The 16,079-nt window shown below is 43.6% G+C and carries 12 protein-coding genes; 1 reads left to right on the top strand and 11 read right to left on the bottom strand.

Annotation, left to right across the window (positions count from 1 at the left end):
• Positions 1-41 precede the first annotated feature (41 nt).
• The 5 genes from DWZ93_RS03765 to DWZ93_RS03785 form a co-directional block, all read right to left on the bottom strand.
• A complete protein-coding gene (locus DWZ93_RS03765) occupies positions 42-2,078 on the bottom strand; it encodes a BglG family transcription antiterminator (RefSeq protein WP_118452005.1) in 2,037 nt (678 codons plus the stop codon).
• 198 nt (positions 2,079-2,276) lie between these two features.
• On the bottom strand, positions 2,277-3,113 hold the full coding sequence (locus DWZ93_RS03770) for a Cof-type HAD-IIB family hydrolase (RefSeq protein ID WP_118452006.1): 837 nt from the start codon (positions 3,111-3,113) through the stop codon (positions 2,277-2,279).
• Positions 3,114-3,141: 28 nt separating this feature from the next.
• Positions 3,142-4,179, bottom strand: a complete 1,038-nt coding sequence (locus tag DWZ93_RS03775) for an NAD(P)-binding domain-containing protein (protein ID WP_118452007.1) — start codon at positions 4,177-4,179, stop codon at positions 3,142-3,144.
• 15 nt (positions 4,180-4,194) lie between these two features.
• On the bottom strand, positions 4,195-4,659 hold the full coding sequence (locus DWZ93_RS03780; RefSeq protein ID WP_118383507.1) for an acyl-CoA thioesterase: 465 nt from the start codon (positions 4,657-4,659) through the stop codon (positions 4,195-4,197).
• 81 nt (positions 4,660-4,740) lie between these two features.
• The gene (locus DWZ93_RS03785) at positions 4,741-5,703 is read right to left on the bottom strand and encodes a dipeptidase (RefSeq protein WP_118452008.1); all 963 of its coding nucleotides are present in this window, start codon (positions 5,701-5,703) and stop codon (positions 4,741-4,743) included.
• 134 nt (positions 5,704-5,837) lie between these two features.
• Between DWZ93_RS03785 and truA the strand changes: the two genes are divergently transcribed.
• Positions 5,838-6,572, top strand: a complete 735-nt coding sequence (truA, locus tag DWZ93_RS03790) for a tRNA pseudouridine(38-40) synthase TruA (RefSeq protein ID WP_118452009.1) — start codon at positions 5,838-5,840, stop codon at positions 6,570-6,572.
• Between the two features lie 89 nt (positions 6,573-6,661).
• Here the strand turns inward: truA and DWZ93_RS03795 are convergent, their stop codons facing one another.
• From DWZ93_RS03795 to smc, 6 genes are all read right to left on the bottom strand, one after another.
• Entirely contained in the window at positions 6,662-7,858 is a 1,197-nt protein-coding gene (locus tag DWZ93_RS03795) for an NADP-dependent isocitrate dehydrogenase (RefSeq protein ID WP_118452010.1), read from the bottom strand.
• Positions 7,859-7,886: 28 nt separating this feature from the next.
• A complete protein-coding gene (locus tag DWZ93_RS03800; RefSeq protein WP_118383563.1) occupies positions 7,887-8,540 on the bottom strand; it encodes a GntR family transcriptional regulator in 654 nt (217 codons plus the stop codon).
• An 18-nt stretch (positions 8,541-8,558) separates the two neighbouring features.
• A complete protein-coding gene (locus tag DWZ93_RS03805; protein WP_118452011.1) occupies positions 8,559-9,950 on the bottom strand; it encodes a 2-isopropylmalate synthase in 1,392 nt (463 codons plus the stop codon).
• Between the two features lie 327 nt (positions 9,951-10,277).
• Positions 10,278-11,489, bottom strand: a complete 1,212-nt coding sequence (ilvA, locus tag DWZ93_RS03810) for a threonine ammonia-lyase (protein ID WP_118383502.1) — start codon at positions 11,487-11,489, stop codon at positions 10,278-10,280.
• A 62-nt stretch (positions 11,490-11,551) separates the two neighbouring features.
• Positions 11,552-12,499, bottom strand: a complete 948-nt coding sequence (gene ftsY / locus DWZ93_RS03815; RefSeq protein ID WP_118452012.1) for a signal recognition particle-docking protein FtsY — start codon at positions 12,497-12,499, stop codon at positions 11,552-11,554.
• Between the two features lie 16 nt (positions 12,500-12,515).
• Positions 12,516-16,076, bottom strand: a complete 3,561-nt coding sequence (gene smc, locus DWZ93_RS03820; RefSeq protein WP_118452013.1) for a chromosome segregation protein SMC — start codon at positions 16,074-16,076, stop codon at positions 12,516-12,518.
• Positions 16,077-16,079: the final 3 nt, after the last annotated feature.

The raw sequence follows: 16,079 nt of genomic DNA on the forward strand, positions 1-16,079 counted from the left end.
CTCTTTTGTCAATCCATCATACGTGACATTGATTGCATTATCTATTTAACAGTCTTCAGACTATTAATCGCATGTAACAATTCTTCTGCTGTCGGCATTCGATCCAGCATATGTTTGATCTTTTCATTTCCGAAGATCATCATGACATCATATAATGCAGAATTAATACTTTCAGCACTCTGTATACTTATTCCTATAAGATATCTCACCGGATCATTCGATTCATGATGAAAATCCACCGGGTTTTTTAATCTAAGCAACGAAGCTGCTTCTTGTTTAACTCCCTCCAGGCAGTCCGCATGCGGAAGTGCTGTTCCCGGCCATATTACAACATAAGGACCATTTTCTTTTATGTTTTCCACCATTGCATCTACGTAAGCATCTGTCACGGCACCGCTATCTCTCAAAAGTATTCCAGATTGTCTGACAGCATCCTCCCAGTCATCCGCTTCATAATCAACCATCACTCTGTCCTGTGACAGAAGATTGTAAAAAGCACCTTGAATATCAGATTCTACCGGATTGATTACATCCAGCTGCATTTCTGGTATTTCTTTATCACCATCATCTTCTATTAATTCAAATACCTTGCGCTGCACATCCAGCAAATCATCAGTATTCAATATTGCAGATCTAACAACCACACATGGCAGTTCACTCTCCAATGGGATCGTTGAAACAATCATTTGTGCCCCACTGTTTTGAATTTCTTTGGTATTATGCACAGACGAGACACTGACAATATCGATCATCTCATCTAATGTATGCAGCTTTGCCAACATGAATTGCGCTGTACCTCTTCCGGTCTCGCATACCAATGCAACTTTAATTTTGGAATTCTTAGAGCTTTCTGCTTTTTCTTTTTCCAGTACAGATGCAAAATATAAAACCATAAAAGACATCTCGTCTTCTGAAAACTCTTTTCCTATATACTCTTCCAGGCTTCCGACATTTTCCCGAATAATCGCAAAGATTTCCGGGTATTCCTGAAGCAAAGATTCTTTCAATGGATTTTTAAGCATTTCTCCTGACTGCAATCTGAATACAGCTGACCTCATATGCGCTACCAGCAAATCATACAGTGAAAAATCCAGATAAAAGTCAATTCCAAAACAATTTGATATATGATATAAAGTTTCTGCAATCAACAGGCGGATATCTAATGCATTTGCCTTATTAGATTTACTGTCTTTCAGATAACTTTTTCCCTTTAGACATTCTGCATAATACAAAATCTCTGATTCAGGAATCTCAAGACTATATCTTTTTTCTATAACTGCAAATAAATTACTGCTGAATTCATATTTGGAACTTCGTCTGAGATTTTTCCAGTTTTCTTCATAATATGCAGGAATGATTTGATTATTATGAATACGATTTACAGCCAACGTCAGTTCCCTCACTGCTTCAAAGAAAGAATAGTCCGAAAGAAATGTCTGGCTCTCTTCCTCTTCCTGAATAATCAGCTGTTTTATATCGTTATATATACCCATCCTGTCCATCTGGCGAACCATCAAACACCAGAATGCTCCCAAACTGTATCCCGTCTCATATTCATTGTCATCTCCGTTGACTTCAAGGAGTTTTAATATGCCTTTTCTTACATCTAATTCCGGCACATTAACAATGTAACCTCTGTGTACCTGCGAAATCAGTTCCATTTTATTTTCTTCAAACCATTTTTTGATTTCCGGAAGATCACGAAGAAGTGTGGTTCTGCTGACTCCGATTATCTCTTTCAGCTGTTCTACCGTAACGTATCCTTTTGCGTTTAGCAGAATCATTACCAACACCGCTGCTCTCTCGTTCTTAGATAAAAAGTATGTATAAAATGTATGCTCACAAATAAATTTTTCAAAGGCGTGCACATCAACTCGGACGTCTGTATCAAAAAATACCTCTCCATCAGACCCAATTTGAATTACCGGAAGATCATATTCTATCAATGCATCATTCAATTCCTTAATATCCGCACGAATAGATCTCTCCTGTACTTTGTATTTTTCAACCAGTTCCGTAACATTCTGTCTGCTGCCTAAAATCAATTCCCGTAATATTTTGTTACTTCTTCTGTTCATGCTGTCCTCCTCGATAGCCATATTATAAGTCATACTCTCATCTCTCAAAAAGTCCCATCAAATGCAGCTAAAATGCAAAGATTGGTATTATATACAAAAAGAAGCCATTTTTCGCGTAATTTTACGTAAAAAATGACTTCTTTTCTTAATATTTTGTTATGAAAATTATCTAATTCTTATTCAGTCATCCCATGTTGTCTATTCATTCTGTCCACCCAACAGATACCGGTAAATTGCTTCTGCACAGCCTCCATGATCATTATCGGCCACACTCACTTTGCAGACTTCTCGTACACACTCTCGCGCATTGCCCATTGCCACAGGCAGTCCTGCCACCTTCATCATCTTCACATCGTTATCAGAATCTCCCACTGCAATCGTATGTTCAAGTGGTATTTTAACGATTTCACACAGTTGCTTTAACCCAATCCCCTTTGACATATGAAGCGGCGAAATCTCAAATCCTGTATCCTCCGCATAGACTACCGTCACTGGCAATCGAATGATTTGCTCAAACAATCTGTCTCGTATTTCAACGCTTGATGCATATACATTCATTTTCTCCATCGGAAAATGTTCTTTGCGATATGCATCATACAGGCCATCATAATGTTTGCCGGTCTTACGCTGCAGCTCCTTGTATCTCGTAACATAAAAATAATCCATACGCTCAGCATCGATGCTGTCTACAAGATTGCGACCTTTTGAATAGCCAATCAGCATACAGTCTTCGCCATCTATAATGTCTATGATTTTCTCAACAATTTCATCTGGAATCACAGTTGATGATAAAATTTCCTTTGTCTCCGAATCATAAAGCAATGCTCCGTTTTCACACACAAAATACCGCACATTCTGCAGTTCATTTTCCTCATACGGTTCTATTTCACCAACTGCCCGTCCTGTGCAGACCGCTATCCTCTTCCCCAGTTCAACGGCTCTCGCAATTGCCTCCCGCGAAGATTCACTTACTTTATTTTTACTTGTCAGAAGCGTTCCATCCATATCAAACGCGATTAAATCATATCCACTCATGTTTTACTCCTATAACTATATCTCTTGCTTACATTTCTTTCTGGAAATCCGTCCATGGAATATCCAGCGTCGCCCCCTCATTAAGCAGCGCATTCACATGCATCAGCAACGGAAAATCAGACTCTTTCACCTTTCCTGCTTTTGCAAGGGCTTTCACTGCGCGAGCGGTTCTTGTAGCAATAACTACCGCTTCCAGTGTCTGCCCTTTCAGCTGTTCCATAACCTCATCGATAGACAGTCCTTTACCAAGGAGGAGTCCCACTGTACGGCTTCGTCCTGCTGCAACTGTTACGTTCAGATCGCCGGCAGCATACATGATATTATCCACACCTCCACCGACAATTTTAAGCAGATCCAGCATCTCCTTTACACTCTCCTGGAACAGAGCTGCTTCTGAATTATTGTGATTAATTCCATCATCGCCTGCTTTCTCAGCCATACCGATAGCAAGTGCTGTTCCCAGTGCATATCCATTTTTTAAAGCAACTGCACACTCCAGTCCTACCACATCTAATGTCAGACTGATCACATAATAATCGGTTGCAAACAGACTCCGAATCCAGCGCAATGTCTCCATCTTCGGTCCACAATATCCGACAAAAGACGGATCATGATCTGCCAGATCTCTTGCGGTACAAGGTCCGCCGATCGCATAGATTTCCTGTTTACTTCCTTCTGGTAGTTTACTCGTCCAGTATTCCGGATAGGTCTGCATCGTTCCATCTTCATAATCCAGCATTCCTTTTGTCACAGAAATTACCGGGATTCTCTCATCAAGTATCGGAAGTATCTTATCTGCAAACCAGTCTACACCAAAACTTGATACACCACATACAATCAAATCTGTTCCCTGAATTGCCTCTTCTTTTTCGCACTCTTTGTAATAGTGAATACCGTCATGCAGTGTGCGAAGCAGATTAACATGATAGTTATCCTCTCTCAATCTGTCTATTACCTGATCGTCCAATGGACTTCCTACCAAACGCACTTCATGTCCATTTTCAAATAATGGATAGGTAAGTGCTGATGCCATCTGTCCTGCTCCGATTAATGTGATCGTACTCATTGTGTCGTCCTCCTCTTAGCCGTGCTTCTTTCTCAACTCTCTGCGCAATACGCTTCGATCCCATTCATACTGTTCCTCTTCCGTCTCAATGATAAGTTCCGGAACTATCGTTGGCTTGCCATCTTCCCCAACTGCTACCTCTGTTGCATATGCACAGTTAATCAGAAACTGTTCTCCTGTTACCGTCTCTGCATAAGTCTCCACTTTAACATCCATAGATGTATGTCCTGCATAGACAATCTTTGCCTTGAGCACTACTGTATCACCCGGATAAGCCCCCCGCAGAAACTGCAGATTATTAAACGATGCTGTAATGATCGGTCTGTGTGCATGTCTCTTTGCTGCCATTGCCGCAGTCTCGTCAATCCACTGCATCAGTTGGCCTCCGAACAGACGCCCCGCACTGTTCAAATGATTCATTCTTACCAGATGAACACTTTCCAGCTGCGAATCCACCACACGTTTTTTTCCTCTTTCCATACTTAATCCTCTCTTTTCTGATCTGATATATTAATCAGAGATTATCGCCTTTCTCTATACTACGATGAACGAACATTTTTTTCAACCGATTCTTTTCAAAACATTCACCGCGTTCGTTCTCCATATACGTTCAAGTTGATCCTCGCTCACACCTTTCTTACGAAGCATCTCCCATAATTTCGACATATCAGATACCTTCTGGATTGGCTCGTATGCCTGTATACTATATCCATCTGCATCCGTACCGATTGCCGGAAATTCCTCTCCTCCGACATTGATCATATGGAGAACGTGTGCTGCCATTGCTTCCAGTTCCATGCCTGGTGACAGGTTTTCACCAAGAAACATCGGGAACAGATTCAATCCGGCTACACCTCCAGCTTCTGCAAGTCTGCGGATCATTTCATCGGTCAGATTCCTTGGATGCCTGCATAATGCACGGCAATTAGAATGTGATGCGACAACCGGACCGTCTGTACATTCCAGAATATCCAGGAAAGACTGATCCGATGCATGAGACACATCAATAATCATTCCCAACTCTCCGGCACGGTTTATGATCTCTTTACCAAACTTTGTAAGTCCCTTTGCCATAAGTTCAGGCTCCCGACTGTTGGGATGCCCCAGACAGTTTGTATAGTTCCACATCGGCGTCATCAGACGTACACCCTTCTCCCACAATTCTTCCAGACGCTGCGCCTTCCCGTTAATAATTCCCCCTTCTTCTATTGTTAAAACTGCTGATATCTGACCGTTCTGTTCATTTTTCAGTATGTCCTCATAATTTCCTGCCATGCATATTTCTTCAGAATATTTCTCGCAGTTTTTCTTTAACAGCTCTATCATAGCCAGTGCCTGCTTGTAACATTTCTCATAATCCATATTCTGCTCTTCCAGGCAGGTATAACATGCAAAAAACTGTGCCAGTGTCCCGGCTTCTTTCATCGCAGGAATACTGACGCTCCACGGATTCTCCATCAGATCATACTCATTCTGCTGTATCATTTTCCACAGGGTATCACAATGCATATCAATCAAATTCATAGTCCCACTCCTTTCCCATCTCGAACCACATATGAAATTCCTGTATCCCGCTGGACATAGGAAAGCTTTTTCTGCTATACTGTATGTGTTTTCAATACTGTTAATTATCACATTTTATAATAGAGGTGTCAATTATGCGAAATATACGTTTAACTATAGAGTACGACGGCAGCCGTTATCAGGGTTGGTCACGTCTGGGCAAAAATGAATCAACCAATACCATTTCCAACAAGATTCTGGATGTAATCAAGAAAATGTCCGGTGAAGATGTGGAACTTTTCTGCGGCATGCGTACTGAAGTCGGCGTCCACGCCTACGGACAAGTAGCGAATTTCAAGACATCATCCCGAATGGATCTTACAGAGATGCAGCGGTATCTGAACCGTTATCTTCCGATGGACATCGCCATCACTGATATTGAGGAAATGCCGGAACGCTTTCATGCGCAGCTTAACGCCAAACGTAAGGTCTATGTGTACCGCATGATCACCGGTGCTGTACCAAGCGTATTTGACCGTAAGTATGCATACCACTGCTTCCGTCATCCGGATAAAGAACTGATGGATGAGGCGGCTGATCTTCTGATCGGCAAACACGACTTCCGCAATTTTACCTCTGCCGGTAAGTCAAAATCCACTGTAAAAGAGATTTATAATATCGAAATCTATGCAGACCCTGAAGAAATGCAGATTACCATTGAGGCCAATGATTTTCTCCACAATATGCAGAGACTGATCATAGGTACACTGATCGATATCGGTCTGGAGAAACGCCCGGTCAGTGATATCCGCGCAATCTTTCGCGGCGAAGAATCTGCGTCACTTCCTTGTGATCCAAAGGGTATGTATCTGCAGGAGATTCAATACTAAAAACCATCATACATAATTTCATACGCACAGCAAAAGGCAGGATACCTTAACATCCTGCCTTTCTTACTCAATATCATATTCGTGGTATATTACAATCTTTTTGCAATCGCCTTAATAAAGTCTTCACTGTTCAACACTGTCGGATTCTCAAGTGAAGTGATCAGTGCCAGGTCTTTTGTCATTTCACCTGCCTCAATCGTATCAATTGTAGCCTTTTCCAGTTTATCTGCAAATGCCATGAGTTCTGCATTATCATCCAACTCACCGCGTTTTCTGAGTGCACCTGTCCATGCGAAGATTGTTGCTACAGAGTTGGTCGAAGTCTCTTCCCCTTTCAAATGCTTGTAATAATGTCTCTGTACCGTACCATGCGCTGCCTCATATTCATAATAACCATCCGGAGATACCAGTACAGAAGTCATCATTGCCAGGGAGCCAAATGCAGAAGATACCATATCGCTCATCACGTCTCCGTCATAATTCTTACATGCCCAGATGTATCCTCCTTCAGATTTCATCACTCTTGCCACTGCATCATCGATCAGTGTGTAAAAATACGTAATTCCTGCCTGCTCGAATTTGTCTTTGTACTCTGTATCGAACAGTTCCTGGAAAATGTCTTTGAATGTATGGTCATACTTCTTGGAGATCGTATCCTTGCTTGCAAACCACAGATCCTGCTTCGTATCTAATGCATAGTTAAAGCAGCTTCTTGCAAAGCTCTCAATTGATGCGTTGATATTATGCATTCCCTGAATGATGCCTTCTCCTGTAAAATTATGGATCAGTTCTCTCGTCTCCGTACCATCTTCTGCGGTATATACCAGTTCTGCTTTTCCTGGTCCCGGTATCTTCATTTCACTCGCGCGGTATACATCCCCATATGCATGTCTCGCAATAGTAATCGGCTTCTTCCAGGTACGGACATACGGTTCGATACCTTTTACCTTGATTGGAGCACGAAATACGGTTCCGTCCAGAATCGCACGAATCGTTCCATTCGGGCTCTTCCACATTTCTTTCAGGTCATACTCCGTCATGCGGGCTGCATTTGGTGTGATCGTAGCACATTTCACTGCAACACCGTATTTCTTAGTCGCATTAGCTGCGTCAACGGTCACCTGGTCATTCGTCTCATTACGGTATTCCAGTCCCAGATCATAGTACTCTGTATTCAGATCAATATATGGCTCCAGAAGATTCTCCTTGATCAGCTTCCAGAGGATTCTTGTCATTTCGTCACCATCCATCTCTACGAGAGGGGTTGTCATCTTAATCTTTGCCATTATGCTTCTCCTTTTCTGTCCTTCGATGTTATCCTTCGATATGAAGATTCTCCATTACCTTCATGACATGTTCGTCCGCTAATTTTTCTGCAAGATCAGCATCCTTTGCTTTAATCGCATCCAGAATTGCACGGTGTTCTTCGATAGACTGCTCTGCACGATCCGGCGCTCCAACGGACATCTGTCTGGTCATCTTAACATATTTATGAAAATCTGTCAGCAGATGCTCCAGAATGCGGCTGTTGGATGCTTCATACAGTACTTTGTGGAACTTGCTGTCAAGTTCTGATACCTGGATAGTCTTTACCTTCCCATTACGTTTCAGATGAAATTCAGATAAGAGTAACGTCTCTTCCATATCTAAAATCTGCTGTTCCGTAATATTCTTGGTTGCCCATCTGGCACAGAGGCCTTCCAGTAGTGACCGAATCTTATAAATATCTTCTACATCTTTTCTGGAAATGGACGTCACATACGCACCTTTATTCGGAACGATCGTTACCAGACCTTCCAGCTCCAACTGCCTGAGTGCCTCTCGCACCGGCGTCCGGCTTACGCCAAGCTTCTCTCCCAATGTGACTTCTCGTAGCTCTTCACCATCCTGATAGACCCCCGATAAAATTTCTTCTCTGATTTTTTGAAATACCTTTCCCCGCAGGGACTGATCCTGATATTCTTCCATCATTACATCTCTCCATAACTATATAATCGAAACGCCTAACTGATCGCACGCTTCATCAATAACTCCCAGCAGTTCTTCATCAGTCAGTACCGTAACACGTCCGCCCTCGTACTGTTCATCTACCCAGCTCTTTACCATAGCTACCAGTTCTGTATTCTTATCTACCTGTTTTTCCTCCGGCAAATGGAAATAGCTGTTGATCCAGTGAGCAATTCCTGCCAACCCAGATGTATTAGACACTGCTACCAGTGGCGCTCTGTTCAGGAACTTCTCTGTATCGAAGATGTTGTAAATCTCTTCATTCTTCAGCAGACCATCTGCATGAATACCTGCTCTTGTTACATTAAAGTTCTTACCAACGAACGGTGTTCTGGACGGAACACGGTAACCAATCTCTTTTTCATAATAATCAGCCAGTTCTGTGATTACGGTTGTATCCATGCCATCCAGCGTTCCCCGAAGCTGTGCATACTCGAATACCATTGCTTCCAGCGGTGTATTACCGGTACGCTCTCCGATACCGAAAAGCGAACAGTTCACGCCACTTGCTCCGTAGAGCCATGCTGTCGTTGAATTGCTGACTGCTTTATAGAAATCATTGTGACCATGGAACTCGATCAGTTCACTCGGCACACCCGCATGTACACGAAGACCATAGACAATACCAGGGATAGATCTCGGGATCACAGCTCCCGGATAGTTTACACCATAGCCCATCGTATCACAGACACGGATCTTCACCGGAATCTGATACTCTTCCATCAACTTCATCAATTCCAGACAGAACGGAATCACAAACCCGTAAATGTCTGATCTGGTAATATCCTCCAAATGACATCTTGGACTTACTCCGGTCTCCAGACATTCTCTGATCACGGACAGATAATGATTCATACATTCTCTTCTGGTCATTTTCATTTTATAGAAAATATGATAATCAGAACAGCTTACCAGAATACCTGTCTCCGGCATACCAAGATCCTTTACCAGTTCAAAGTCTTTTTTGCTAGCTCTGATCCAGCTTGTTACTTCTGGAAATTTATATCCGCGCTCCATACATTTGTACACAGCGTCACGGTCCTTCTTACTGTACAGGAAGAACTCGCTCTGACGAATCTTACCATTCGGACCTCCAAGTTTATGAAAATAATCATAAATGTCTACGATCTGCTGAGTACTGTAAGGTGCTCTTGACTGCTGTCCATCGCGGAACGTAGTATCTGTAATCCAGATCTCATCCGGCATACAGTGTGGTACAATTCTGTCATTAAACGCAATCTTCGGAATTTCATCATAATGAAACAGATTCCTGAACACGTTTGGTGTATCCACATCTACCAATGGATACATATGCTCCTCTAGCTGCAGCAGATTAGAATGTTTATTTAAATATACTTTTCTGTTCTCCATGTGTCTTCACTCCTCATTAAGCATTCACCTTTGTATGAAACAATCTTGTATCATTGTATACATTAATACATGTTCTGTCAAGGTCGTTTCACGAACAATTTAGCACTTTCCCCTATTCAAGTCGAACGTCCGTGAGACTTGGCGCGTGATTCTGGTCAGCGAAGCTGACATATTCTTATCAGAATCACTGCGCATCCTCGCGGAGCGTTTATCTCAGTCGGAGATTAGACTCCCACTGAGATAAACAAAACGGCAGCACAGATTATTCTCTGTACTGCCACTTTTACCATACTATATTCACTGATACAGATATGTTGAGTTGTTATCCTATAATGTCGCATCAATCTCGTGCGGTTTCAGGCCTTCTTTTTCCAATGCCGCAAGTATTTCTTTCTTGTGCCCGGTTCCAAATGCTTCCATCGTAATCCGAAGCTCTACTGCCGCATGGCGGTTGGTAGATACGAACTGATTATGCTCCAGCTTGATTACATTTCCTTTTGCTGCTGCAATGATAGATGCTACCCTGGCAAGCTCACCTGGCTTATCCGGAAGCTGTACTGCTACAGAGAAGATACGGTCTCTCTGGATCAGTCCAAGCTGTACGATAGAGGACATTGTGATCACATCCATATTACCACCACTGAGGATCGCAACTGCTTTCTTACCCTTCAGATCTAACTGTTTCAACGCTGCCACACTTAAGAGTCCGGAGTTCTCTACAACCATCTTATGGTTTTCTACCATATCAAGGAAAGCGGTTACCAGTTCATGATCTTCCACCAACAGAATATCATCTACATTCTCCTGTACATACGGCAGATTCTTATCGCCAACTTTCTTAACAGCAGTACCGTCTGCAATAGTGTCTGCACTGTCAAGTTCTACAGGTTCTCCGGCTTTTAACGCTGCTGTCATGCTGGCTGCATTTGCAGGCTCCACACCAATCACCTTAATCTTCGGATTCAGCATCTTAGCAAGCGTAGATACACCTGTGATCAGACCGCCACCACCGATTGGTGCCAGAATATAATCAACAGTCGGAAGTTCCTGAATAATCTCCATGGTAATGGATCCCTGTCCGGTAGCCACATCCAGATCATTAAATGGATGTACAAAGGTGTATCCTTCTTCTTCGGCAAGCTTCATAGCATATGCACACGCATCATCGTATACATCTCCATGCAAAATGACCTCTGCGCCATAGCTCTTGGTACGGTTAACCTTGATCAGTGGTGTGACTGTCGGCATTACCACGATTGCCTTGCAGCCGAATTTCTGTGCTGCATATGCCACGCCCTGCGCATGGTTTCCTGCAGATGCCGTGATCAGTCCGCGGTTTCTCTCTTCTTCTGTCAGGGTACTGATCTTATAGTAAGCACCACGCACCTTGTATGCACCTGTAAACTGCATATTTTCCGGCTTCAGATAAATCTTGCCTCCGGTCTGTTCACTCAGATATTCACTGTATAACAGCTTGGTAGGATTGGTTACCTTTTTGACCACCTCACTGGCCTCTTCAAACTTCTCTAATGTCAGCATAGTTTCCTCCTCGTTCGTATGTCTGTTCCGCCATCTGTTCTGTATCTTATTATTTTAAATGTCTATTCCTCTTCACCATCTTCCTCTTCCGGGGTAAACAATGCTTTTACAAACTGATCCGGGTCAAATCTCTGCAGATCTTCCATCTTCTCGCCTACACCGATGTATTTGACCGGAATACCAAGCTCAGCCTGTACAGCTACAGCGATACCTCCCTTAGCTGTTCCATCCATCTTGGTAAGAATGATACCGGTAATGTCTGCAACTTCTTTAAATTCTTTTGCCTGCTGCAACGCATTCTGACCAGTCGTCGCATCCAGTACAACCAGCGTCTCGCGGCATGCTTCCGGATATTCACGGTCGATGATACGGTTCATCTTACGCAGCTCTTCCATCAGATTCTTTTTATTGTGCAGTCTTCCGGCAGTATCGCACAGCAGAATATCCGCATGTCTCGCTTTGGCTGCCGCTACCGCATCATATACAACTGCAGCCGGATCAGAGCCTTCCTGTCCTCCGATCAGTTCTGCATGTGCGCGGTCTGCCCATTCCTTTAACTGCTCACCTGCAGCAGCACGAAAAGTATCTGCAGCAGCCACGATAACACGCTTACCCTGTGCATGATACTGTCCTGCCAACTTACCGATCGTAGTCGTCTTACCGACACCGTTAACTCCGACTACCATAATTACCGGATTCATTTCCTCAAATTCATATTCTACCGCGCCTACGCTCATCTGATCTCTGATACTCTCAATCAGCAGTTCACGGCAGTCTGCCGGATTTTTGATGTGACGTTCTTTGACCTTTTCCTTCAGGTCATCCAGAATATCATAGGTCGCTGTCACGCCAAGGTCTCCCATGATCATAACCTCTTCCAGCTCTTCATAAAAATCATCGTCAATGGAAGAGAACCCGCCAAATACGCTGTCCATTCCGGATACGATATTATCTCTGGTCTTATTAAGTCCTTCTACCAGACGTCCAAAAAAACCTTTTTCTTCTGACATACTTTCCTCCTGTCAATTACTTATCTAATTCATCCTCCAGCAGACTTACGGATACCAGTGTGGACACACCTTTTTCCTGCATGGTGATTCCATACAGACGGTCTGCCGCTGTCATCGTACCTCGTCTGTGGGTAATTACAATAAACTGTGTATGTTCTGTCAGCTTATGGAGATACCGGGCATATCTGGTGACATTAGAATCATCCAGCGCAGCCTCAATCTCATCCAGCAGACAGAACGGTGATGGTTTCAGGTTCTGAATAGCAAATAACAACGAGATTGCCGTCAGTGCCTTTTCCCCACCGGAAAGCTGCATCATATTCTGCAGTTTCTTGCCCGGTGGCTGCGCAATGATACGGATACCCGCTTCCAGAATATCCTCATCCTCCATCAGTTCCAGCGTGCCCTTGCCGCCGCCAAAAAGTTCTTTAAATACAAGATCAAACTCCTTGGCAATCCGTGCAAACTGCTCGGTAAACTGTCTGCGCATCGCCTCATCCAATTCATCTATAATCTTCACCAGTGTTGCTTCTGCTTCCACCAGATCATCATGCTGACCTTTCAAAAAATCATATCGTTCGGACAGATTCTTGAAATCTTCAATAGCATTGACATTCACCGGTCCCAGTGCTTTGATCTCACTTTTCAGTGTCTGAATCTCTTTCTTCATCATCGCCAGATCTGTCAGATTCTCGTTGCGCAGTTCCAGAGCATGGCTATAAGTCAGCTCATACTCTTCCCACATATAATTGATCTGCTTGTCAGCAGCCTCTTCATAACTTTCCTTACGGCTTTCCAGACGGAAAATTTCTTTATCCAGATCTGACATACGTCCGGACAGATCCTCGCGTTTCTTTAGAAAAGACTTGTGACGTCTGTTCAATTCTTCGCGTTCATGAACTGATTTCTCAATCTCTGCTTCAATCTCAGCGAAAAGATCTTTGGAATCTTCAATGGTGAGTCTGATATCCTGAATCTTTTTCTCTTTCTCACGTATCTCCTGTGATGCATGATCCTGATTATTCACCAGACTTTCCTGTTCTTCCTTAAATTTGACCAGTTCTTCTTCTATACGTGCAGTATTCTCTCTGATAAAGGCTAACTGCTGTTCCAGACCGGCAGTGGCAATATGAAGACTCTCTGTCTCCTTCTGTTTGCTGCTCTCCTGTTTGCGAAGTTCTTCCAGTGCTTTCTGCCCCTCAGAAGCCTTGCGGTTAATCTCCTGCTCCATCTGTTCAGAATCTTGTAACTCCTGTGCAATAGCTCCCTGATTATCTCCGATATCTGCAATCTGCTGATTCAGTTCCGCCGTCTCATCCTTTGCCTGCTTAGCTGCCTGCAATGCCGCCGAGATCCGTTTGGATGCCTGATCCACATTCATCTTAGCTGTATTCTGAACAACATAAGCTTCCTGCAATTCTTTCTGTACTTCATCCATAGCCGTATAACAGGCAGTTCTTCTGGCGCGGAGTGCTTCCGTCTCCAGTTCCAGCAGCTCCATGCCTTCTTTCCAGTGTGCTACACGTTTCTCAAGATCTTCAATCTCACGCCTGCGGCTTAGCAGGTTACTGGAATTACGAAATGCTCCACCAGTCATAGATCCGCCCGGATTCAACAGATCTCCTTCCAGTGTGACCAGACGCAGGGACTGCTTATACTTTCTTGCAATCGCAATCCCACGGTCAATATTGTCTACAACCACTGTTCTTCCAAGAAGGCTTGCTGCAAGCTCCCGGTACTTTGGATCTACCTTTACCAACGTATCTGCAAGTCCGATGACACCAGTTTCTTTTAATACCTCCGGACGGTTCAGACCGCCTCTTGCTGACACGCTGGTCAATGGCAGAAATGTCGCACGTCCATATTTATTCTTTTTCAGAAATCCGATCATTCGTTTAGCCGTGTCTTCATTATCTGTAACAATATTCTGGATACTTCCGCCAAGTGCTGTCTCGATCGCCGCTTCGTAAGCCTTTTCCACCTTTACGATATCCGCCACAACGCCAAGAAGACCCGGTTCTCTGTTACGGCACTCCATAACCTTACGGATACTATTGCCATATCCGTCATAGCGTTCTGTGATATTGCGCAGAGATTCCAGTCTGGATCTATCTCTGTGATATGAAGTCTGGCTATTACGCAGTTCTTCGGATTTGCCCTGCATTTCCTTCTGAATCTCCGCAATCTCATCTTCATTCGCCTGATTGGATTCTGTCAGTTCAATGATCTTATCGGAAATCTCTTTCAGTTCCTGCTCATAAGACTGCAGATTCTCCTGTACAGAGCCAGCCTCGCTCTGAGAAGTCAGCAGCCTGCTCTGGATCTCTGACTTACGCACCTGAATCTGCTCTAACATCGTATCGTAACGCTGTCCTTTTGCCTGCGTAGAAGCACGGTTATTGAGTAGCTCGATCATGTCATTTTTCCAGGTTTCAATATCATCACCAAGCTTACCGATCTGGCTCTGTAATGCAGCAAGCTTTACTTTCGATTCCGTTTCCTTTTTCTGCTGCTCAGATAACTGTTCCTGCAGTCCTCTTTCCTCTTCCTGCAGATCCTGTTTCTGAGCCTGTCTGCTCTCTATCTCCTCGCGGATTGCATTAGAACGCTGAGCGAAATGTTCATCGCTCATCTGTGCACTGTTGATCTGCTCCTTTAACAAAGCGATCTGATTCTCCAGATTCTGTTTCAAAAGGCTTGTCTCATTCTTCTTGGACTTATAACTTTCAATGGACTCATCGATCTGTTCCATCTCTTCCTCAACAGCCTCATATTCGGTCTTCATATTGTCATAGTCCGCAGTATCCTTCTCAAGTTCACCCTTAGCAGTCTGAATCTTATTCTCCATATCACGAATCTGCTCTTTCAGGCGTTCGCTTTCCAGAAGGAACATATTGATATCAAAGGTCTTCAAAGACTCCTTCTTTTTCAGATATTCTCTCGCTGTCTCTGACTGTTTTTTCAGAGGTTCCCACTGCTTCTCAAGCTCACTCAGAATATCATTGACCCGGACCAGATTCTGCCTCTCATCTTCCAGCTTCCTCAATGACATATTCTTACGGCGTTTGAACTTCACAATACCCGCTGCTTCATCAAAAAGTTCTCTTCGTTCTTCCGGCTTACCGCTTAAGATACGGTCGATCTGTCCCTGGCCGATGATCGAATATCCCTCTTTACCAATACCGGTATCATAAAAAAGCTCATTCACATCCTTCAAACGGCAGGAATGACCATTGATCAGATATTCGCTCTCACCGGAACGATACAACTTTCTCGCTACAGTCACTTCCTCGTAATCGACCGCGAGCTGATGATCAGAATTATCCAACGTAATTGCCACATAAGCGTAACTTAACGGCTTGCGGTTCTCTGTTCCGGAAAAGATAACGTCCTGCATGCTGCCGCCTCGAAGCTGCTTAACTCTCTGTTCGCCAAGAACCCATCGCACGGCATCGGCAACATTACTCTTACCACTTCCATTCGGACCTACGATGCCTGTAATACCGTTATGAAAATCAAATACGATTTTATTTGCAAACGATTTGAAGCCCTGTACTTCAATGCTTTTTAAATACATACA

It is taken from the genome of Dorea sp. AF36-15AT, from assembly GCF_003477705.1.
Lineage (GTDB): Bacteria > Bacillota > Clostridia > Lachnospirales > Lachnospiraceae > Claveliimonas > Claveliimonas ammoniilytica.

What these genes read in the sequence shown, in the direction of transcription:
- DWZ93_RS03765 (WP_118452005.1), bottom strand. Translation starts at nt 2,078, where the DNA reads ATGAACAGAAGAAGTAACAAAATATTACGGGAATTGATTTTAGGCAGC.
- DWZ93_RS03770 (WP_118452006.1), bottom strand. Translation starts at nt 3,113, where the DNA reads ATGAGTGGATATGATTTAATCGCGTTTGATATGGATGGAACGCTTCTG.
- DWZ93_RS03775 (WP_118452007.1), bottom strand. Translation starts at nt 4,179, where the DNA reads ATGAGTACGATCACATTAATCGGAGCAGGACAGATGGCATCAGCACTT.
- DWZ93_RS03780 (WP_118383507.1), bottom strand. Translation starts at nt 4,659, where the DNA reads ATGGAAAGAGGAAAAAAACGTGTGGTGGATTCGCAGCTGGAAAGTGTT.
- DWZ93_RS03785 (WP_118452008.1), bottom strand. Translation starts at nt 5,703, where the DNA reads ATGAATTTGATTGATATGCATTGTGATACCCTGTGGAAAATGATACAG.
- truA (WP_118452009.1), top strand. Translation starts at nt 5,838, where the DNA reads ATGCGAAATATACGTTTAACTATAGAGTACGACGGCAGCCGTTATCAG.
- DWZ93_RS03795 (WP_118452010.1), bottom strand. Translation starts at nt 7,858, where the DNA reads ATGGCAAAGATTAAGATGACAACCCCTCTCGTAGAGATGGATGGTGAC.
- DWZ93_RS03800 (WP_118383563.1), bottom strand. Translation starts at nt 8,540, where the DNA reads ATGGAAGAATATCAGGATCAGTCCCTGCGGGGAAAGGTATTTCAAAAA.
- DWZ93_RS03805 (WP_118452011.1), bottom strand. Translation starts at nt 9,950, where the DNA reads ATGGAGAACAGAAAAGTATATTTAAATAAACATTCTAATCTGCTGCAG.
- ilvA (WP_118383502.1), bottom strand. Translation starts at nt 11,489, where the DNA reads ATGCTGACATTAGAGAAGTTTGAAGAGGCCAGTGAGGTGGTCAAAAAG.
- ftsY (WP_118452012.1), bottom strand. Translation starts at nt 12,499, where the DNA reads ATGTCAGAAGAAAAAGGTTTTTTTGGACGTCTGGTAGAAGGACTTAAT.
- smc (WP_118452013.1), bottom strand. Translation starts at nt 16,076, where the DNA reads ATGTATTTAAAAAGCATTGAAGTACAGGGCTTCAAATCGTTTGCAAAT.